Here is a 23084-nt window from a genome sequence, read left to right as displayed (position 1 = left end):
TATTTCCTTTAAATTATTAAAATTATGCTGCAAAATAAGTTTTCAAAACTGATTATAATTGCGTGTTTATTTGCTTTTGTAACCTCAAAAGCACAAGATAAAAGACCAAATATTTTATGGATAACAATAGAAGACTGGTCGCCAGATTTATCTTGTTATGGAACCAAAGGGATTTCAACTCCAAATGTTGATAAATTAGCTTCTGAAGGTGTTTTATATAAAAAAGCATTTACAACTTCACCGGTTTGCTCAACATCTCGTTCAGCAATGATGACCGGGTTTTATCAAAATTACATTGGTGCAAATCAACATAGAGAACACAATAAAAAACCATTACCATACGGTATTAAACCCATTCCAAAAATATTTGAAGAAGCAGGTTATTATACTAGTTTAATGAGTTGGAAAACGGACTGTAATTTCACTCCGAATAAAAGTAGTGAATTATTTATGGATACAACTGATTGGGTAAAAGAGGGAAAAGCAGGTTGGTCTAACCGTAAACCTGGACAGCCATTTTTTGCTAGAATTACTTTTGGAGGAACACATCGTTCTTGGAATCGTGATCCTCAAAATCCTATTGCTACAAAAGATGTTGAGTTACCTCCATATTATGCCGATACGGAATTTAATAGAAGAGATTGGGCAAATGGTTTAGAGCAAATGCAATTGGTAGATCGTGAAGTTGGTGCCTTATTAAAGCGTTTGGAAGATGAAGGTTTAGCGGAAAATACTATTGTATTTTTTATTGGTGATCACGGACGTTGTCACATACGTGGAAAACAATTTTTATATGATGGAGGAATCCAAATTCCAATGGTTATGCGTTGGCCAGGAAAAGTAAAACCAAATACAGTAAGTGATAAAATGGTAATGTCTATTGATATTTGTGCAACAATCTTAGAAGCTGCAGGAATTGAAGAACCTGTTGCATTGCACGGTAAAAGTTTATTTAGCAATGCTGTTAAGAATAGAAAATATGTATTTGCGGCACGTGATAAAATGGATGAAACCCACGATGCAATGCGTGCAATTAGATCAAAAGAATATAAGTTAATTTTGAATTTAATGCCCGAGCGTCCTTATTTACAATACAATAATTACAAAGAAGGAGCTTACCCAATGTTGGCTGAAATGAATATTTTAAATATGAAAGGAAAGTTAACTCCTGCACAAGCGGCTTTATTTGCTTCAACAAAACCAGAAATTGAATTGTTTGATTTGCAGAAAGACCCTTTTGAAATTAACAATGTTGCTGATAATCCAGAATATGCTTCAATTAAAAAAGAATTACTTGCTGAATTAGAAAATTGGCGTACAAATGTAATTAAAGATAAAGGTGTTTCTAAAGAGTTTAGAGCGGCAACTGTTTTTCCAGAAAATTGTCCTACTTCAACTGTAGATGAGTGGGTAAAAGCAAATGAGAAAAATTACGATTTTAATGTTACCGGTTGGCCAAAATGGTTTCCTACAAGAAACTTGGAAGCTTGGGAAATAGCACGAAAAAAATGGGAGCCTTATGTAATGCGTGAGGCAGATGAAAAAGTGTTAAGACCATTTATTACAATTCCAACAGAAAATCAATTAAGAAAAAGAGCATCTAAAAAACATTGATAAAACCCAGTAAAATGAACTATAATCTATCTAAATATTTTTATTGCATAGTAGTAATTTTGTTTTCATTTCAAACAATTTGCTCTCAAGAAACTCCAGAGTTTTCAAAAGCTGGTTTTTGGGAAGTAGAAAATAGCGGAAGAACTGTTTATAATTTTAATATAGGTTGGCGCTTTTATTTAGGTGAAAATGAAGAAGCTTTTCAACAAAATTTTGATGATTCATCTTGGGATGTTGTTAACTGTCCAAACGGATTAGAATACAATTCAAGTGAAGTTAGCGGGAGTGGAAATTATCAAGGTGTTGCTTGGTATAGAAAACATTTTAAACCTACCGCTAATTCAAAAAATAAAGTGGTTAAGCTCCATTTTGAAGCTGTAATGGGAAAATGTAAAGTTTGGTTAAATGGAGAATTACTAGGTGACCATTACGGAGGTTATTTACCTTTTGAAATAGATTTAACAAACAAGTTAAATTTCGAGAAAGACAATGTTGTGGTTGTTATGGCTGATAATAGTGATGATCCATTATATCCGCCAGGAAAACCACAAACACGGTTAGATTTCTCTTATTTTGGAGGGATTTATCGTGATGTTTGGATGGTTGAAACAGGAAATGTATATGTAACAAATCCAAATGCTGTGAATAAAATTTCTGGAGGTGGAATTTTTACACACATTGAATCTATTTCAGAACAAGAAGCAATAGTTTCTGCAAGTATAGATATACAAAACGATGCATTGAAAAGTAAACGTGTATTGGCTTCTTTGGTTTTAATTAATACTGAAGGGAAAGAAGTTTTAAAGAGCGTAAAAAAAATAACAATGAAAGCTGGTAAATCAACAAAAATTAAGCATATTTTTTCTGTTGAAAATCCTAAATTATGGTCGCCTTGGTCACCAAATTTATATCGATTAGAAGTTATTTTGAAAGATGAAAAAGGAACTAGGTTTGATGCAGTTGCATCTAGAATTGGAATTAGAAAAATAGAGTTTAAGGGAAAAGATGGCTTTTACTTAAATAATAAACCATATCCGGGGAAATTAATTGGTGTTAATCGTCATCAAGATCACGGTTATGTAGGAAATGCTATTCCAAATAACGGACAATGGCGAGACGCTAAAATATTTAAAGAAGGTGGTAGTGATGTAATTCGTGCTGCTCATTATCCGGCAGATCCTGCTTTTATGGATGCTTGTGATGAATTAGGGTTGTTTTATATTGAAGCAACTCCAGGTTGGCAATTTTGGAATGAAGAAAATCCAATTTTTGAAAAACGAGTGTACGAAGATATTCGGAATATGGTTCGTAGAGATCGAAATTATGCGTCTGTAATTATGTGGGAGCCAATTTTAAATGAGTCTCGTTACCCATCTTATTTTGCTGAAAAAGCGCACAATGTAGTTCACGAAGAATATCCAATGCAAGGAGCTTTTACGGTTTGTGATAAAAAAGCTGATGGACAAGAATATTTTGATATTGTATATGCACACGATTATAATATAGATTTTTTAACAGAAAAACGTTGTACGTTTACGCGTGAATTTGGTGATAATGTAGATGATTTTAATTCTCAAAATTCACCAAGTAGAGTTGCAAGAGCTTGGGGAGAACAACCTCAAATTATACAAGCACAGTTTTATGCAGATGTAGATTATGTTCATACTACGTTAGAATCGTTACACGCAATGCCTCCACAACATGTTGGTGGTACGCTTTGGGCTGGTTTTGATCATCAAAGAGGGTATCATTGTGATCCGTTTTATGGAGGATTAGCAGATGTATTTCGTCAGCCAAAATATTCATATCAGTTATTTAAAAGTCAACGTGATATTTCAGAAAAAAATAAGCCATTTATTTTTGTTGCGCACGAAATGACTCCGTTTTCTGGAGCAGATGTAAATGTGTATACAAATTGTGATGAAGTACGATTGACTTTACACGAAGGATTGGCTGTGTATCAAAAAAAGACTCACAAAACAGAAACAGAATTAAAGTTGATAAGAAGAGGTCAACCTAAATTAAGAATTATAAAACCTATTAAGAAAATTCCACATCCAATTGTAACATTTGAAAACGTGTTTGATTTTATGGATACAAAATACTTGCATAGAGGTGGAGGTAAAAGTAAATCAAGTATGTTGGTTGAAGGTTTAGTTGATGGAAAAGTAGTAGTTTCTGAACGAAAAGTAGCCGCTAAAAAACCTACAAGACTTCAATTGAGTATTGAGAATAGCGGTTTACCTTTAACGGCAAATGGATCGGATTTTGTGTTAGTTGTAGCTTCTATGGTAGATCAAGATGGTGTTGTAAAACATTTGAATGAAAATACTGTAAAGTTTGAAGTTGAAGGAGAAGGTGCAATAATTGGTGATGAATCAATTTCAGCAAATCCAAAAAGATTGGATTGGGGAACTGCTCCATTATTAGTTAGAGCAACAAATAAATCAGGTGAAATTAAAATAAAAGTATCACTTCTTAACGAGGGTAAAAGTACACCATTAGCAGGTGAGTTGATTATTAAAAGTAACCCTTCAAAAAACAAGTTTTTATATTCAGATGTTGGTTCAGAAAAAACAAAAACAACTTCAATTAAAACCAATACGCAGCTTTCTGTTGAAAGTTTAATGAAACAGAATAAAGAACTTCAGAAAAAATTGATTGATTTAAAATTAAAGCAAGAAGAAAAGGAACAGATTGAATTTGATGAGAATCATTAAGGTTACAACTATCATTATCTTAAGTGCTTAAATTGGGTAATTAATTTTTTTAGATAGGTAAATTTTGATTAATAATATTTAATTCTTTAATTACTTTTACAAAAGAAAAGTATTTATGCCGGCTTATTAAATTGGTAGTTATTTGTAAATATTAAAAAAAATAAAACATGATAAAAAAACAACTTTTTATATTAGTATGCTTTTTATGTGTAGCAACTAGTTTTGCTCAAAGGGATATAGAATCATTTAATGAAAATTGGAAGTTTGCTCGTTTTGGGTCAATGCCTGATGGTTCTACATTAGAAGAGCCAAAAAACATGGATGAAGTAAATTTTAATGATTCTGATTGGAGAGTTTTAAATGTTCCGCATGATTGGGGCATTAAAGGACCTTTTAGAGCTGATCTACCAAATCAAACAGGTAAATTACCTTGGGCAGGAATTGGGTGGTATAGAAAAACGGTTGAATCTTCTGAGTCCGATAGAAATAAAAAAATATTTATTGAATTTGATGGTGCTATGTCTGGAACAAAACTATGGGTAAATGGAGGTTTTGTTGGTGAATGGCCATATGGGTATTCTTCTTTTAGTTTTGAAATATCTAGATATCTTAAAACAGGTGAAAATACTATAGCTGTTCGATTAAATAACAAAGCGGAATCGTCACGTTGGTATCCAGGTGGTGGGATTTATAGAAATGTTCGTTTGGTAAAAGTAAATCCAACACATATTGCACAATGGGGTACATTTATAACTACACCAGAAGTTTCTCCAGAAGAGGCAGAAGTAACTATTAAAACTGACATTATTGGTGATACTGAAGGTGTTGAAATTATTCATGAAATATTTGTTGATGAATTAGGAGGAAAAAAAATTACTGAAATTAAAATTCCTTATTATGCTCCTTGTAAAGTGAAAATTTCAAATCCACGTTTATGGAGTTTAGATAATCCAAACCTATATAAAGTAAAAACCACCTTGATAAGAAATCAGGAAAAAATAGATGTTTATACTTCTACTTTTGGAATAAGATCTATTGAATATACTGCTGAAGGATTTTTTCTAAATGGTAAAAAAGTTAGGATGAATGGTGTCTGTCAGCATCATGATTTAGGTCCTTTAGGCACGGCAATAAATGTTAGAGCAATAGAGCGTCAAATTGAAATTTTAAAATCATTTGGCGTAAATGCAATTAGAACCTCTCATAACCCACCAGCACCAGAATTTTTAGAATTATGTGATAAAATGGGAGTGTTAGTGCAAGTTGAAGCTTTTGATGTTTGGGAAAAGAAAAAGGTAGAGAATGATTATTCAACGCTTTATGGCGCTTGGCATGAAAGGGATATTATTGCAATGGTTACACGAGACAGAAATCACCCAAGTGTAGTTATGTGGAGTACAGGTAACGAAATGATTGAATTAAGAGAAAGTAATGATGCACCAATGGCAGCAAAATTAGCAGATATTATTCGTTCAGTTGATACAACGCGCCCAACAACTTTTGGAAATAGTAGACCAGAAGGTTCAACAAACGGATTTCAAAAAACTGCAGATGTTTTTGGTTTTAATTATAAGCCACATTTATATGAAGAATTTAGAAAAGCAAACCCAAATATGCCTTTATATGGAAGTGAAACGGCATCAACAATTAGTAGTCGTGGAGAATATTTCTTTCCATTCTCTGAAAATAAAAAAGAAGGTTCCGGAGGAAATTTTCAAGTAAGTAGTTACGATTATTCCGCACCAAATTGGGCTTACAGACCAGATATTGAGTTTGAAGCTCAGGATAAGTATCCTTGGGTTTTTGGTGAGTTTGTTTGGACAGGATTTGATTATTTAGGAGAACCAACACCTTATAATAAAGATAAAACCAATTTATTAAATTTTACAGATCCAGCTGAAAAGGCACGAATGAAAGCGGAATTGGCTAAAATGGGAGGAAATATCCCTCCTCGTAGTTCTTATTTTGGAATTGTAGATTTATGTGGATTTCCAAAAGATAGATATTACTTATATCAATCTAAATGGATGCCAGAACTTCCTATGGCTCACATTTTACCACATTGGAATTGGCCTGAGCGTATAGGGAAAGAAATACCAGTTTTTGTTTATACATCAGGTGACGAGGCTGAGTTGTTTTTAAATGGAAAATCATTAGGTAAAAGAAAAAAAGGACAATATGAATATAGGCTTCGTTGGGATAATGTTATTTATAAGCCAGGGACGCTAAAAGTTGTAACCTATAAAAATGGAAAAAAATGGGCACAACAAATAGTTAAAACAACAGGGAAAGCTAAAAATATTAGTTTAATGGCTGATAGGAATGAAATAAATTCAGATGGACAAGATTTAACTTTCATAACTGTAAGTATTAAAGATAGAAAAGGGAATGTAGTTCCAAGAACTCATAATAGTGTAAATTATAATATTGAAGGTCCGGGAGAAATTGTAGCAGTAGGAAATGGAGATGCTACAAGTCACGAATCTTTTCAGGCTACAAATAGAAAAGTTTTTAATGGTTTGGCTTTAGTAGTTGTTCGTTCAATTAAAAATAAGCCAGGAGAAATTATTTTAAAAGCAACATCAGAAGGTTTAAAAGCTACTGAAATTAAAATAACTACAAAATAATGAACGATATTTTAATTAACTTATTGAAATTTAAGTTTTAATAGAGTTTATTTGAAAGTCTATATTTTTAATGAATACCTAATTACAGATAATTTCTATTTGTAATTAGGTATTTTTTTGTAACTATTTTAATGTGTTTTCTAATAAATTTACGGCTACATACATTTTCTAAACTTAAAAGAACAAATTTTCCTGAATAAAAGAGCATTTTTACATTGTAATTCTGTATTTGAAAATTAAAATCTTTTATGGCTAGAACAAAATACAATTACTCTAATATTAAACTAAAGTACTAATGATTTCAAAAGAAAATTTATTAAAAGCATTTTCAGTTTTAATGATGCTAACCATTTTTGCTTGTAAGGGACAAGTTGAAGAAAAGGAAAAAGAAGAAGTTAAACAAAATGAAAAACCAAACATTGTTTTATTGTTTGTTGATGATTATGGTTGGGCAGATATTGGATATAGGAATTCTTCTTTTAAAACACCAAATTTAAATCAGTTAAAGAAAGAAAGTTTAGATTTTACAAGAGCTTATATTCCAACACCTACATGTAGTCCAAGTAGACTTTCATTATTAACCGGAAAAGAAGCAATTAGATTGGGAATGCCAAGACATATTTCAATTGATGAAAATCACCCAGATGCTGAATATAATTTATGGCCTACAGATCCTGTTCAAATGCCTTCTAGAAATTATTTACCACTTGAAGAAATTACCTATGCTGAAAGGTTGAAAGAATATGGTTATTACAATTATTTTATAGGGAAATGGCATTTAGGTCATGAATCTCATTATCCAGATCGTCAAGGTTTTGATGAAATGTTTGGAACTACAAATTCTGGTCATCCTAAAAATTATTATTTCCCATTCTTTAAAAATAATGAAGATCCAAAAGGCTTTTTGAAAAATTACAAAAAAGGAGATTATTTAACTGATGAATTAACCAATGGGGCAGTTGACTTTATAAAGAACTATAACAAGAAACAACCATTTATGTTGTCGTTTTGGTATTATTCAGTACATGGGCCTTCTGTAGGAAGAACAGATTTATTGAAAAAATATCAGGACGCAGGTTTCGAAGATAAATATGCACATCATCATGCAATGGTTGAAGCTATGGACGAATCTGTTGGTAGAGTTAGAAAAGCTTTAGAAGAAAAAGGAATTGCAGATAATACAATTGTAATTGTGTTATCAGATCAAGGTGGAGCATTTACAAACGCACCTTTATCAGGAGGTAAAAAAGGAGGGAATACTTTAGGAGAAGGAGGAGCAAGAGTTCCTTTTATGGTATACTATCCTGGTGTTACAAAAGCTAATACAGAAACTGCTGTTCCTGTTCAATCAATAGATTTATATCCTACCTTAATGGAAATTGCTTCAGGAGAAAAATGTGAAGAGAAACAAATAAATGGGGTAAGTTTAATGCCTCTTTTAAAAGGTGGAACTATTGCAAAACGTAAGTTATTTTTCTTTAGAAGTTACGAAGATCAATATGCAGCGGTAATTGAAGGTGATTGGAAATTGGTGAAATACCATAGTGGAAAATTTCAGTTATTTAATGTTACTAAAGATATTAGTGAAAAAAACGATTTAATAGGTACAAATCTTGAAATTGAGAAAACCCTAAAAGAAGCAATAGCTGCTTGGGAAAAAGAAGCTGTTCCTGTTTATAAAAAATAGAAGAAAATTATGAAAATATTTAAGTTTATAATTATAGCTATAGGATTTTTTACTTTAAACTCATGTAGAGAAGTTAAGAAAGACGGTAAAGAAACGGAGATCTCAAAAGTTGTAAAAAAAGCGAAAAAATTATCTAAGCCAAACATTGTCTTTTTATTAGCAGATGATATGGGATATGGTGAGTTAGGTTCATACGGACAAGAAATAATTAAAACGCCGTTTTTAGATGATTTAGCGAGTAAAGGTTTACGTTTTACGGATTTTTATGCAGGTACTTCGGTGTGTTCACCTTCAAGAGCTGTTTTAATGACAGGAATGCATACAGGACATACAAGTATTCGCGGAAATAAAGGGAAACTTCAAAATAAATGGGATAGAGTAGCTTTAAAGAAATCTGAAATAATTATTCCTGAAATGTTGAAAAAAGCAGGTTATCAATCTGCAATGATTGGTAAATGGCATTTAGGTGTTCCTGAAGATATAAGTACTTGGGCTAAAGGCCGTGGTTTTGATTATGCGGTTCAAGAGCAATGGGGAGAAGACAAAAATGGAAATGAAATAGATGAACGTGTTCATTGGGTTAATAACAATCAAGATTCTATTTTCTATAACTATAATAATTACAAGTGTTTAGATGAGTTTAGAACCAATTTTGCATTGGACTATTTAGATCAAAAAGATGAAGACAAACCTTTCTTTTTATATATGTCTTATAGAACGCCACACGCACACGAATTCTTTTTAAGTAAAAATAATTTGTATGCAGATAAAATTGAAGAATGGCCAGAAATTGAAAGACGTCACGCGGCTAGAATTACAATGTTAGATACCCAGATTAAAAGGTTGTTTGATAAGCTAGAGGAAAAAGGAGAATTAGAAAATACATTAATTATATATTCTAGTGATAACGGACCAACGAATGAAAATCATCATAGTTATAAATTTTTCAATAGTTCAGGAAGTTTAAAAGGTTTTAAAAGAGATGTATATGAAGGTGGTGTAAGAGTTCCAATGATTGCTTATTGGAAAAATAAAATTAAACCTGGTGAATCTAATCATCCTTCAACTTTTTATGATATTATGCCAACCCTTGCTGAGGTTGCTGGAATTGAAGCTCCAGAACAAACAGATGGAATTTCAATATTACCAGAGTTGTTAGGGAAACCACAAAAAAAACATGACCATTTATATTGGGAAATTCAAGAAGGTGCAAGTGTAAAAGGTTTTCATCAAGCAACACGTTTTGGAAACTGGAAAGCTGTTAGATACGGAAATAATTATCATACTGAAATTTACGATTTAGAAAAGGATCTGTATGAGCAAAATGATATTTCAGCAGCTCATCCAGAACTCGTTAAAAAAGCAAATGAAATTTTAAAAAAAGAAAGTATTATAGATATACATTGGCCTTATTCAGGAGGTGTATTCAAAGACTAATTTTATGAAAAAAAATGTATTAGCGTATTCGTTATTGTTAATTTTAGGAATAAACTTTACAAGTTGTAAAGAACAAATAAAGGAAGAGGTTAAAGCTAAAAAACCAAACATTGTTTGGATTATGGCTGAAGATATGAGTATAGATTTGGAGTGTTATGGTATGAAAGCTGTAAAAACTCCTTATTTAAATAAAATGGCAAAAGAAGGGATTCTGTTTAACAATTGTTTTGTTACGAATTCTATTTGTTCGCCTAGTAGATCGGCTATGATGATTGGTACACATCAAGTAAAAACAAATTCGCACAACCACAGAAGTAATAGAAACGTGCCACTGGATCTTCAATTTACGCCATTTACTCAAAAATTAAGAGAAGCTGGTTACACTACTATTTTAGGGAATCAATCTGTAATGAGAAATGGTAGAAAAATTGATGTGAATTTTAAACACGAACCTTTAGGTGAGTGGGACGGAAAAACCAAGTTTGGATTGTTTGATAGATATGACACTATAAAAAAATCAGACGAACCATTTTTTGCTCAAATTCAATTAGTTGTTACACATAGAGGTGATTGGTGGAACGAAGTGAGAGAACAATCGAAACATCAAGTAAACCCAAATGATGTTGAATTACCAGAGTATTATTCAGATCATCCTGCTATTCGTTTAGATTGGGCTAAATATTTAGACCAAGTGGAATATATGGACAATGAAGTTGGAATGATTTTTAAAGAATTAGAAGATAAAGGTGTTGCAGATAATACCGTTGTTATTTTTATAGGAGATAATGGACGTTGTAACATTAGAGGGAAAGGATATTTACAAGATCCGGGGTTAAGAATCCCTTATATTATTCATTATCCAAAAGGTTTAAAAGGAGGTCAGGTTAGAGATGATGTTGTGAGTTCAACAGATATTACAGCTACAATTTTAGATTTTGCAGGAGTTGAAACTCCTAGTTATATGACAGGTAGACCAATGTTTGCTGATAATTTTAAACGTGAGTATGTATATTCTGCACGTGATTTATGGGATGAAATTCCAGAGAAAATGAGAGCAATTACTTCAAAAGAATGGAAATATATTAGAAATGATAAACCTGAAATTCCTTTTGATGCGCATCAAGCTTATTTAGAGTTTTACCGTCCTGCAGTTCATATTATGAGAGGCTTAAAAAAACAGGGTAAATTAAATAAAAATCAAAGTTTCTTTTTTGAAGATACTAAACCTGTTGAAGAATTATATAATTTAAAAAATGACCCTCAAGAGTTGATAAATTTAGCTAATAATCCAAAATATGCTTCAATTTTAGAAGATTTAAGAGCTAAAACAAAAAGTTTTGATGAAGAATTTAAACCTGTATCAAATGTTTATGAACCAGTTTCTGTTCAAAAAACAGTTGATTTGGTACAATGGATTAAAGATGAAAAACCTGAAATCCGTAAACAAATGGAAGAAGGAGTTGAAGTTGGATTTAAGAAATGGGGAAAAGAATTTAAGAAAGCTCAAAACAAGAAAAAATAGAAATTATGAAAATATCTAACCTGAAAGATACGTTTAAAATAATAGTCTTAATTTGTTTTTTAGTTCTTGTAAATTCTTGTGCAGAAGGAGAAGTAGGGAATATAAAAATACAATCGGATTGGAAGTTTAAATTGTTAAACGAAACTTCAATTCAAGATAGTAAATTTCAGGATGTAGATTTTGATGATTCAAAATGGAAAACAGTAAGTTTACCACATACAGCAAATATTGAACCTCTTGTTGTAAACAATCAATGGCAAGGAATATGTTGGTATCGTAAAAGTTTTAAAGTTCCAAGTAATACTTCAAACAAAAAAGTATTTTTAGAATTAGAAGCGGCTATGAATTTTTCAAAAATGTGGATTAATGGTATGGAAGTTACTGCACATCAAGGGGGTTATTTACCAGTTGTGGTTGATATTACTAATTATATTGAAGTTGGAAGAGAAAATGTTGTAGCCATTAGGCTAGACAACACAAATAATTTGGTAACTGGCCCAAAACCACTAGAAAGATTAGATTTTAATATGTACGGTGGTTTGTATAGAAATGCTTCAGTAACGGTTAAAGAAAAAGTTTATATATCTCATCCGGTTTTAGCAAATAAAGTTGCAGGAGGGGGAGTTTTTATAACGTATCCAAGTGTAACTAAAGAAAAATCAGTTGTTCAGGTTAAAACTCATATTGTTAATGAAGAAAAGGAAGATAAACTTATAGAGGTAAGTCAATCAATATTTTATAAAGACCAACTTATTAAAGAAAATATATCTTCAAAAGTAACAATTAAAGCAGGCAGTGATTTAACATTAAACGAAAAAATATCACTTCAGGCAGCAAATTTATGGTCGCCAAAAGATCCAAATTTATATCATTTAGAAACTGTAGTTTTTGAAGACGGAAAGCAAATTGATAAAGAAACAACTCGTTTTGGAATCAGAAAATTTTCATTTAAAAATAACGAATTATATATTAACGGAGAAAAAACATTTTTAAGAGGAGTAAACAGACATCAAGAATATCCTTTTGTTGGATATGCTCTTTCTGATAATGCACAATACCGTGATGCAAAAAAGATAAAAGATGGAGGGTTTAATTATATAAGATTATCACATTACCCACAATCACCTGCATTTATAGATGCTTGTGACGAATTGGGACTTGTTGTAATTGATGCAATAATGGGATGGCAATTTTATGCGGATACAGATTCATTTAGAGAGTATTGTTACCGTTCTGCTACAGAATTAATTAGACGAGACCGTAATCACCCATGTGTTTTAGCTTGGGAAGTTTCTTTAAATGAAACTCAAATGCCTGTATTTTTTATGGAAGAATTAGATAAAATAGTACACGCTGAATATCCTGGAAAAAACACATTTTCTTGTGGATGGATGGATGATGTTTACGATATTTATTTACAAGCTCGCCAACATAGAATAATGCACCCGCATGAATTAAAAGACAAACCTTATTCGGTTTCTGAATATGGAGATTGGGAATATTATTCTAAAAATGCTGGATTAAATCAAGATAAATTACCAAATGATTTAAGAGATGAAATGAGTAGTAGGCAAGCTAGAGAGTTTGGAGAATCTCGTTTATTACAGCAAGTTTATAATTTGCAAGAATCTCATAATGATAATTTAAATACAGCCGCTTATTCGGATAGTTATTGGGTAATGTATGATTATAATAGAGGTTATCATGATGATATTGAGCGATCTGGAGTGATGGATATTTTTAGAATACCAAAGTTTGGTTATTACTTTTATCAGAGTCAGAAAGATGTTGAAGATGGAGTTGTGTTAAAATTAGCAACATATTGGAATGAAAAATCACCAACAGACATAAAAGTGTTTTCAAATTGTGATGAAGTAACATTATTTTTGAATGATAAGTTAATTGCAACACAAAAACCAGATTCAAATGAAATTTCAACAAATTTAAATCATCCGCCATTTACATTTAAATTAGCTTCTTTTGAAGCAGGTACTTTAAAAGCAGTTGGAATAATTAACGGGAAAGAAGTTTCTGAGGCGATTGTAAAAACTCCTAAAAAAGCAACAAGTTTAAAGGTTTGGTTAGATGAAAGTGGTAAAGCTCCAAAAGCAGGTGTTAAAGATGTATTGTTTTTATACATTGCAGCAGTTGATGAGAATGGAACTATAATTCCTGATTTTTCTGATGAAATTGAGTTAGATTTAAATGGAGATGTTGAAATAATGAATGTTGAAAAAATAAAGGCTGAAGCTGGAATTGCAACGGCATTAATTAGAGTTGGAAAATCAAAAGGACAAATAGGTGTTTCCGCTACATCAAAAGAGTTAAAAGGAAATATTAACATTAACGCTCAATAAATAATTTTTAAAATTTGAAAACATATATTTTAATAATAATCTCATTAGTTTGTTTGAACACTATTTACTCACAATCTAATGAGATTAATTTGTTACAATCAATTCATTCTAATTCAAACTTAGAAAATGTAAATGGATTAAATGTTGAGGTTAGTAAGAAAAATAGTGTAGCAGTTTTAAAAGAGAAAGATTTAGAAAAACGGAAATATTCTTGGTTTGCTATTCCCGTTTCATCTTTAGTTAAACAATTAGAAACTTCAAAAAATATTGAGGCAACTATTAAAAACACAAGCAAACATTCCTTAAGTATAATGCTTTGGGTTGTTGCTGATAAAGGTTGGAATGCCGTTGGAAATACTGTTGAAATTAAACCCAATGAAACAAAAATAGTTTCTTGTGCAATAAGAGCTACTTTTCCTGATGGTACACCGAGATTGAATCCTTCTAATATTCAACAAGTTCAATTAATGTTGATGAAAGCAAAAGAAGGTTCAACTTTTAAACTTCAAAAATTAATTGCAAATGGAACTGTTTCTAAATTCAAACGAAATAAACAAAGACTAGTAGTTCCAAATATGGAATTATGTAACCCAAAACCAGGCAAAAGAGTTGCTTATAAGTTAGATAAGAATTCAAACTTATATGCTGTTTTGTATTTACCTAAAAATTTCAAACACAATAAGAAATATCCAGTAATTGTGGAATTTCCTGGGAATATATATTATACAAATACGGTGTATTCAACTGGGAGACCAGAGCAATGTGTAATTGGTTATGGAATGGCCAAAGGAGAAAACGCAATATGGGTAAGTATGCCTTTTGTTGATTATAAAAAAGATGAAATAGCTGTAAGCGGATGGGGTAATCCCGATGATACTGCTGATTATACAGTAAAAATTGTAAATGAAATTGCAGAAAAATTTGGAGGAGATAAAAATAATTTGATTTTAACTGGATTTTCTAGAGGTGCAATTGCTTGCGGGTATATTGGATTAAGAAATGACACAATTGCCGGTTTATGGAAAGGAATTCACGCTTGTCAACATTATGATGGTGACGGTTGGGGAGGTTCAGAAATGGATGATGCTATTGAGCGTTTGAAAAGGTTTAAAGGAGAGTCGTTTTTTGAAACAGACAATGCAAAAGGTGATGAGCCTAAAAATATGCTTTCAAATGCAACTGTTAAAACTACATTTGTTAATTCTGGTTTAAGTGCTCACGCTTGCGATATGTTTTTAGACAATAGACCTTCAACTTTAGATCTTAGAAAATGGTTTAAGAATTTAGTTTCCAAATAAAATATTCTCATTAATAGATTAAATAATGAAAAACAAAACACTTATTCAAATTGTAGTAATCGCTTTCTTTAGCTGGAATTTAATTGGGCAAAACTCAAATGAAATTCAAATTAGAAAAAAAGAAAATTTCAATAAAAATTGGAAGTTTAAATTAGATGATAAAGGTACGTATAGTGCTTTTGAATTTGATGATACTAATTGGAGAGAATTAAGCTTACCGCATGATTGGAGTGTTGAAGCTGAATTTAGCGAGAATAATTCAGGTAGAAATGCTTGGCTTCCTGGAGGAATTGGATGGTATAGAAAGAGTTTTTCATTAGCAGAAATTGATAAAAATAAGCATATTGAAATTCAGTTTGATGGCGTTTACAGGCATTCTCAAATATGGGTAAATGGGGAGCATGTTGGAATTCAGTATGATGGTTACACAAGTTTTTATTTTGATATTACACCGTTTGTGCATTTTGATAAAGAGAATGTAATTGCTGTAAAAGTAGATAACTCAGTGCAGCCAAATTGCCGTTGGTATTCAGGTTCTGGAATTTACAGAAATGTGTGGTTAACTGTTACTAATCCTCTTCACGTAAAAAATTGGGGAACGTATATTACAACACCTCAAGTTTTAAAAGAAAAAGCAGTTGTAAATATTAAATCAACTATAGAAAACTTTAGAAAGTTGCCAAGTAATGCAACAATAAATACTGAAATATTTAATTCTGAAGGAAAAAAGATTACATCGAATTCAACAGAAATTAAAGCTGATTTATTAAAGGATTATGAAATAAATCAAGTGTTAGAAATTAGTTTTCCAAAGCTATGGAGTGTTGCTACCCCAACTTTGTATACAGCAATTACTAAGGTAGTTGTTAATGGAAAGGTTGTGGACGATTACAAAAGTACATTTGGAATAAGAACTATTAAGTTTGATGCTGAAAAAGGATTCTTCTTAAATGGAGAAAATATGAAAATGAAAGGTGTCTGTTTGCATCACGATGCTGGTGTTTTAGGCGCTGCTGTACCAATTGAAGTATGGCAACGTCGTTTAAAAACGTTGAAAGAAATGGGTTGTAATGCTATAAGAACGGCGCACAATCCAACTGCGCCAGAATTTATGGATTTATGTGATGAAATGGGATTTTTAGTAATGGATGAGTTTGTTGATAAATGGACCAATCATGGTGATTCCTATATGAAAAAGAAAGACCCAAACAATTTTTTTAATCCACAAGGTTTTGCAGATCCTTATTTTGAAATGGAATGGAAGAATAATTATAGTGAAACAGTTAAACGTGATAGAAACCACCCAAGTGTTGTTATTTGGAGTGTTGGAAACGAAAATCATAGTCCGGGTACTGTTCAGCAAATTGTTGGTTTAAAAAAATATACATCGTTTGTACGTTCATTGGACCCAACGCGTCCAGTAATTTCTGGAATGGAACGTGGTAAAGATGCAAATCCAAATGAAAAAGTTTCAAACATTATAGAATCTTGTTCATATATGGATTTAGTAGCTATGAACTATGGAGAACAATGGTGTAAGGCAATTGGAGAACGTAAACCTGGAAAACCTTATGTGAGCACAGAAAGTTATGTGTATTTTAATAGTTCACCTGAAAAAAGGTTCCCAAATATTGAGCGTTCTCCTTGGTTAGATGTGCTAGATAATGAGCATAATATGGGTTTATTCTTATGGGCAGGAATTGATTATTTAGGTGAATCTAATAATTTCCCTAGATTAGGAACTGATTGTGCTTTAATGGATATGGCAGGGTTTAGAAAGGAGCGTTCTTATTTATATGAAGCCTTTTGGAGAGATAAACCTATGGTTAGAATTGCAGTATATGAAGGAGGTGCGGATGATTTTTCAACTTCAGGACGCTGGGGAACGCCTCCAACAAATGAAAATTGGAATTTGGAGAGAGGAAAACCCTATGATTTAGTTACTTATACAAATTGTGAGTCGGTTAATTTATATTTAAATGGAAAGAAAATAGGTAATAAAAAACTAACAGATTTTTCAAATTTTATAATGAAATGGCGAAAAATTAAATTTCAACCAGGAACTTTAAAAGCAAAAGGAGTTATAGCTGGAAAAGAAGTTTGTGAATTTGAATTGAAAACGGCTGGTAAACCACATCATTTCGATTTAAAAATAGATAAAACAGAAGCCTCACCGGAAGAAGTTGTATTGATAGAAGTTTTTGTGAAAGATAGAAAAGGAACTACAGTAGCTGATTCTTCATTATTGTTGAATTTGAGTGTTGAGGGTGGCGAAATTTTAGGTTTGTCTAATGGAGATATGAAAGATACTACTAGTTTTTCTAATAAAACATCTCGAAAAACAGTAAAAGGAAGATTATTAGTGATTGCCAAGGTTAATTCTATGTTAAATGTATCAAAAATAACTGTTAATTCTGTGGGGGTAAAACCTGCAGCAGTGAATATAAAGGTGAAAAAGTAGTGATTTTCGTATAGTTTTAGAGGAATTCAAAGAAATTAAGGTTATAAGAATGGTGTAATAGGTCTAATAGGAACTATTACACCATTCTTTGTTAAGCAGAGGTAGGTTTAGCGATGTATTTACCAGTAAATACATTTTATTTACGTGTATATACAATGTTAGGAGGTTAAATCATCAATTTTATAATCTAATATTTAATTAAATTTAATTTATTGTGCACAAAAGAAAAAACATAAAATTCTTTCAATTAATCGTTTTTACATTCGCATTATTACTTCTGTCATTTACAAGTTGTAATAGTCAAACAAAAACTAAAAAAGAAGCATCAGTATATTTTAATTTAAAAATAGCAGCAGATGCAACTCCAGCAGTGTTGGCAAGAGTTTTAGAAGCTTCAGAAAAACCTATTTCAGAAATTAAGTTTGAAAAAGGAACATATCATTTTTATCCAGACAGAGGATTAGAATTTTATGTACATATTTCAAATCATAATGATGAAGTTATTAGAACTTCTTTTCCTATAAATGGTTTTGAAAATTTAACTATTGACGGGCAGGGTTCTACTTTTATATTTCATGGAGTAATGATTCCATTTTTTATTAATGATTCAAAAAATATTACTGTTAAAAATCTAACAGTAGATTGGGCTGAGTCTTTTCATAGTGAAGGGAAAATAGTTGCACATGATGTGGCTAATCATACTTTTGATATGGAAATTTCAGATGAATATCCATATGAAATTAGAAATGACCAATTAATTTTTGTTAAAGAATATTATGAGCACACTTTAGGGCAGGCAATTTTGTTTGATCCTAAAACCAAAGCAATAGCTTTTGATACTGAGTCTTATACAGGGTTATCTCTAACAGGGAAAAATAAAGTGAGTAGAAATTTAGATAAAATTTCATACAAATATAAAATAGATATTAGAGATCCTGAAAATTCAAAACTAAGAAAAGAAAACAATTTAAAAGTTGAAGAGTTAAAACCAGGATTGGTTAGAATTTATAACCATAAAAAGAAATTACCACCAATTGGGATGATTTTGGTTTGTAAAGGAGAACAAGATAAAAACAGGTTGGCTCCGGCGTTTAGAGTTACGCATACTTATGGTTTTAACGGTACAAATGTAAATATACATCACGCAGGTGGAATGGGAATTATTGCTGAAAATTCGGGAGACCTAATTTTAGATAATTTCAACATTACACCTTCACATGGAAGAATGGTTTCAACAACTGCTGATGCCACTCATTTTGTAGGTTGTAGAGGTAAGGTAGAGTTAAAAAACTGCACATTTAACAATCAATTAGATGATGCTACAAACGTTCATGGAACCTATCAAGAAGTTGTTGAAATTTTAAACTCTAAAACTATTGGAGTTAGAATGGGACATTATCAACAACAAGGATTTGTAATTGGACAGCCTAATGATAATATTGGATTTGTACGATTAAGTAAATCATTTTTCTCTTATGATCAGAATACAATAAAAAGTGTACAAAAAATAAATAGCAGATATATGCTAATAACTTTTAATAAAGATCTACCAACGGATTTAAAAGTTGGAGATTTAATTGAAAACTTGGATGGATATCCTGATTTATTAGTTGAGAACTGCACTATAAGTAGAAACAGAGCAAGAGGTTTGTTGCTTTCTTCACCAAAAAACACAATAATAAGAAACAATTATTTTCATACAGAAATGGAAGCAATTTTAATTCCTGTTGAAAGTGGACATTGGTACGAATCTGGAAATGGAGCAAACATTGTAATTGAAAATAACACATTTCAAGATTGTCAACATAGTGGATTTAATCGCGGTGTAATTCGTTTTGTAACGGATGATGATAATGAAAACATAGCTTTTAATAATATTACTATTAGCAATAATAAATTTAATCAATTTGATAACCTAATATTAGAATTGGCAAATACTGATGGATTAAAATTCGCAGGAAATACGATTACAAATTCAGGTACTTTTAATCAACTAAATCCTGAAAATCCTGCAATTACAATTAAATCTTCAAAGAACATTATTTTTAAAGGGAATAAATACTCTGGGAAAGCTAAAGAAATATTAAAAACCGACCTAACCAATTCGGTATTGAAATTTGAATAATCTAAACTTAAACAATAAACAATGAATAAAAATTTTCTACTACTAAGAAAGGTCCTGGATTTAGGATAAAGGAGCAAATTATTTTTTTAATACAATAAAATTTTTAGGATACTCAACTTTAAAAAGTAAAAAAAAATTCAAACTAAATTTAACCAAATGAAAATTAAAAATTTTACAAATTACAATAAAATTATGAGTCGTTATTTTCTCATAACTTTATTTGCGTTGCTATTTTGCAATATAGATGCGCAAGCGCAAAAAATTACTGTGCAGGGTACTGTGATAGGTATAGATGATGCTATGCCAATTCCTGGTGTAACAGTTTTAATAAAAGGAACTTCAAAAGGTGTATCTACTGATTTTGATGGAAAATATTCTATTGATGCGAATAAAGGAGATGTGCTTTTATTTAGTTTTTTAGGAATGACCGAAGAGTCAAGAAAAGTTACAAGTGCTGTTTTAAATGTTTCTATGACACCTGATGTAGAAGGATTAGAAGAAGTAGTTGTAATTGGTTATGGTACTGTAAAAAAGAAAGAATTAACAGGCGCCGTTGCACAAGTAAAATCTGATCAAATTGAAGAGTTTGTAACTCCCGATTTGGCTTCGGCTTTACAAGGCCAAATTTCAGGGGTAAATATTGCAGCTTCAAGTGGAGAACCAGGTGAAGCGGCAAGTATTCAAATTAGGGGGGTTTCATCCTTAATTGGATCAAACGAACCTTTGTTTGTTGTTGATGGTGTTGCGCAAACAGGTAATCCTGGTTTGAGTCCAAATGAAATTGAATCTATTGATGTATTAAAAGATGCCGCATCTGCTGCAGTTTATGGTACTGAAGGTGCTGGTGGTGTAATTTTAATTACTACCAAGCAAGGTAAAGAAGGTAAAATGAGTGTAACGGTAAATTCTACCTATGGTGTTCAAACTTTAGGAGATGGGATTCGATTAATGAATACTAAAGAAGAGTTGTTTTATAATATTACTCAATTTGACAATGATGCATCTACCTACGATCCGGGACCAACAAAGTATCCAGAATGGTTAAACAATGATAATACATTTGATGATTTTGTGTTAAATAGTGGAGCTCAGACTAATCAGCATACTTTAAATGTTTCGGGAGGAACTAAAGGTTTTTCTTACAATGCTGTTGGGGGGTATTTTGATCAAGAAGGGACAATTATTAATTCAGGTTTTACAAGAATTAATGCACGTGCAACAACTGCGTATAAATCTAATAATTGGAGAATTAATACAAGTGTTGCTTTTACAACAGAAAAAAGACAGCGAGTAGGGAATAATTTAATTGCAGTTGCGCAGCGTTATTCTCCTTCTTATCCATTTGTTGATACAGCTTCGGATGTAATATATTCAACTGGTAACACAGGAGATGGAGGTGTAAGAACTCCATTAGAACTTTTAGCTCAAGCATTAAAAAAACAAGATAATAGTTCAAGAGATAAAATTAATGCAAGTTTAAGTGTAACTAGAGATTTTACAGATGCTTTAAGTTTAACTACAACAGTTGGTACAGCAATTACTGATGATCTTAGAAATCAGTTTTCACCAAAATACACAATTGTATTTTTAAATGGAGACCCTTCAGAAACGGACCCAATTAAAAGTTCGGTTACAGCTATAACTTCTAGAAGAACTAACTTATCATTGGATACTTCTTTAAAATTTAAAAAGAAATTTGGAAATCATAATGTAGGAGCCCAAGTTACTTATGCACTTAAAGAAGAATCTTTTGAAGGCTTTACAGCTAGTAAACAAGGAGTTTTAGATAACAATGTTTCTGTATTAGATGGTACAAGTATCAATCCAGTTGCAGATTCACAAAATAACTACAAAAGTACACAAATAGGTGTTTTAGGTAGGGTAACTTATGATTTTAAAGGGAAGTATTTGTTATCTGCTTTAATGCGTAGAGATGGTTCTTCTAAATTTAGCCCAGAAAATCAATGGGCAACGTTTCCCTCAGTTACTTTTGGATGGAATGTTTCAGATGAAAACTTCTGGAGTTCTTTAAAAGGAACAATTAACAATTTTAAAATTAGAGGAGGTAGAGGTACTGTAGGTAACAATCGTTTTGATAATTACGAATACCAAAGTACCATACAGAGTAACTCAAATTATATATTTGATCCAACAGATGCAGTATTAACAAATGGTGCTGCAATTTATAGTTATGCTAATCCTAAAGTACAATGGGAAACGAAGACAGAGAATAATATTGGTTTTGATATGGCGTTTTTCAAAAATAAGTTTAGCATAAGTGCAGATTATTATAACGCAACTAATAAAGATATGTTATTCCCAGTGAGAGTTCCTGGGTCTGCAGGAGCCTATGATGGTGCTAGTAATGTAAACACAATTTTAAATGTTGGTAATATGACCAATAAGGGATTTGAAATAGCAGTTAAATACCGTACTAACATTGGTGCAAGTAAATTAACTACAAACGTTACATTCTCTAAAAATGAAAATGAAGTAACAAGTACTGCAGGCCAAAATATTATATTTAATACTGGGTCTAGAATTAATTCTCAGGATATGACGGTATTTGCAGAAGGTTATGAAGCCGGTGCATTCTGGTTATATCAAACAAACGGAGCTTTAAACACCGAAGAGCGTTTAGCAGCGTATCAATTAATTGACCCAACAGCTAAAATGGGAGATATGGAAATTCTTGATATTAATAATAATGGAGAAATTGACATAAACGACAAAAAATATTCTGGTAGTGGTATGGCAGATTTTGAAGGTGGTTTAAATATTCAATGGTATTACAAAGGATTTGATGTAAGTATGAACTGGTTTGGGTCTGTAGGTGCTGAAATTATTAATGGTAATAAATTAGAAGCATACAATAAAGGAAGACATAGAGATCTTTTAAACATGTGGTCTGCTGATAATCCTAATTCAGATATTCCAATCCATAGAGATTTTGGAACAAATAATTTTGAGTCTAATACTAATTTCTGGGTAGAAAACGGTGATTATTTACGTTTAAAATTAGCTACCTTAGGGTATACAATTTCAAAAAACGTGACAGAGAAAATGGGTATTTCTAAATTAAGAGTGTTTTTAACTGCTCAAAACCCATTAACAGTTTCAAATTATTCAGGTTATGATCCTGAAATTGGAGGAAGTGTAATTAGAAGAGGATTGGATACATCAAGATATCCATTGACAGCTTTATATACTTTAGGTGTTAATCTTAAATTTTAAAA

Annotated in this window: 11 protein-coding genes; all 11 read left to right on the top strand. The window is 31.4% G+C overall.

The features are described from left to right. Positions 1-24: 24 nt before the first annotated feature. The 11 genes from DAD81_RS13750 to DAD81_RS13700 all read left to right on the top strand — a co-directional run bounded on the left by DAD81_RS13750 (position 25) and on the right by DAD81_RS13700 (position 23082). Positions 25-1614: a sulfatase family protein gene (locus tag DAD81_RS13750; RefSeq protein ID WP_111708857.1), complete on the top strand. Its 1590-nt coding sequence runs from the start codon at positions 25-27 to the stop codon at positions 1612-1614. Positions 1615-1628: 14 nt separating this feature from the next. Then, positions 1629-4334 carry a glycoside hydrolase family 2 protein gene (locus DAD81_RS13745; protein ID WP_111708856.1) on the top strand — a complete coding sequence of 902 codons (2706 nt, stop codon included), beginning with the start codon at positions 1629-1631 and terminating at the stop codon, positions 4332-4334. Positions 4335-4501: 167 nt separating this feature from the next. After that, complete coding sequence (gene galB, locus DAD81_RS13740; protein WP_111708855.1) at positions 4502-6961, top strand: beta-galactosidase GalB; 2460 nt, start codon at positions 4502-4504, stop codon at positions 6959-6961. A gap of 295 nt (positions 6962-7256) precedes the next feature. Then, the gene (locus DAD81_RS13735; protein ID WP_111708854.1) at positions 7257-8648 is read left to right on the top strand and encodes a sulfatase; all 1392 of its coding nucleotides are present in this window, start codon (positions 7257-7259) and stop codon (positions 8646-8648) included. Between the two features lie 9 nt (positions 8649-8657). Continuing rightward, positions 8658-10085 carry an arylsulfatase gene (locus tag DAD81_RS13730; RefSeq protein WP_111708853.1) on the top strand — a complete coding sequence of 476 codons (1428 nt, stop codon included), beginning with the start codon at positions 8658-8660 and terminating at the stop codon, positions 10083-10085. 4 nt (positions 10086-10089) lie between these two features. Further along, the gene (locus DAD81_RS13725; RefSeq protein ID WP_111708852.1) at positions 10090-11607 is read left to right on the top strand and encodes a sulfatase family protein; all 1518 of its coding nucleotides are present in this window, start codon (positions 10090-10092) and stop codon (positions 11605-11607) included. Between the two features lie 5 nt (positions 11608-11612). After that, positions 11613-13964: a glycoside hydrolase family 2 TIM barrel-domain containing protein gene (locus DAD81_RS13720; protein WP_111708851.1), complete on the top strand. Its 2352-nt coding sequence runs from the start codon at positions 11613-11615 to the stop codon at positions 13962-13964. Positions 13965-13978: 14 nt separating this feature from the next. After that, on the top strand, positions 13979-15262 hold the full coding sequence (locus DAD81_RS13715; protein WP_218939717.1) for a hypothetical protein: 1284 nt from the start codon (positions 13979-13981) through the stop codon (positions 15260-15262). 25 nt (positions 15263-15287) lie between these two features. After that, complete coding sequence (locus tag DAD81_RS13710) at positions 15288-17723, top strand: glycoside hydrolase family 2 TIM barrel-domain containing protein (RefSeq protein WP_111708849.1); 2436 nt, start codon at positions 15288-15290, stop codon at positions 17721-17723. Positions 17724-17937: 214 nt separating this feature from the next. Continuing rightward, positions 17938-19848 (top strand): right-handed parallel beta-helix repeat-containing protein, encoded by a 1911-nt coding sequence (locus DAD81_RS13705; protein ID WP_111708848.1) that lies wholly within the window; start codon positions 17938-17940, stop codon positions 19846-19848. Positions 19849-20004: 156 nt separating this feature from the next. Continuing rightward, positions 20005-23082: a SusC/RagA family TonB-linked outer membrane protein gene (locus DAD81_RS13700; protein WP_111708847.1), complete on the top strand. Its 3078-nt coding sequence runs from the start codon at positions 20005-20007 to the stop codon at positions 23080-23082. Positions 23083-23084 lie beyond the last annotated feature (2 nt).

This window comes from Lutibacter citreus, from assembly GCF_003260195.1.
Classification (GTDB): Bacteria; Bacteroidota; Bacteroidia; order Flavobacteriales; family Flavobacteriaceae; genus Lutibacter; species Lutibacter citreus.
The sequence above is the reverse complement of the archived record's forward strand: the minus strand, read 5'-3'. Positions and strand labels throughout refer to the sequence as shown.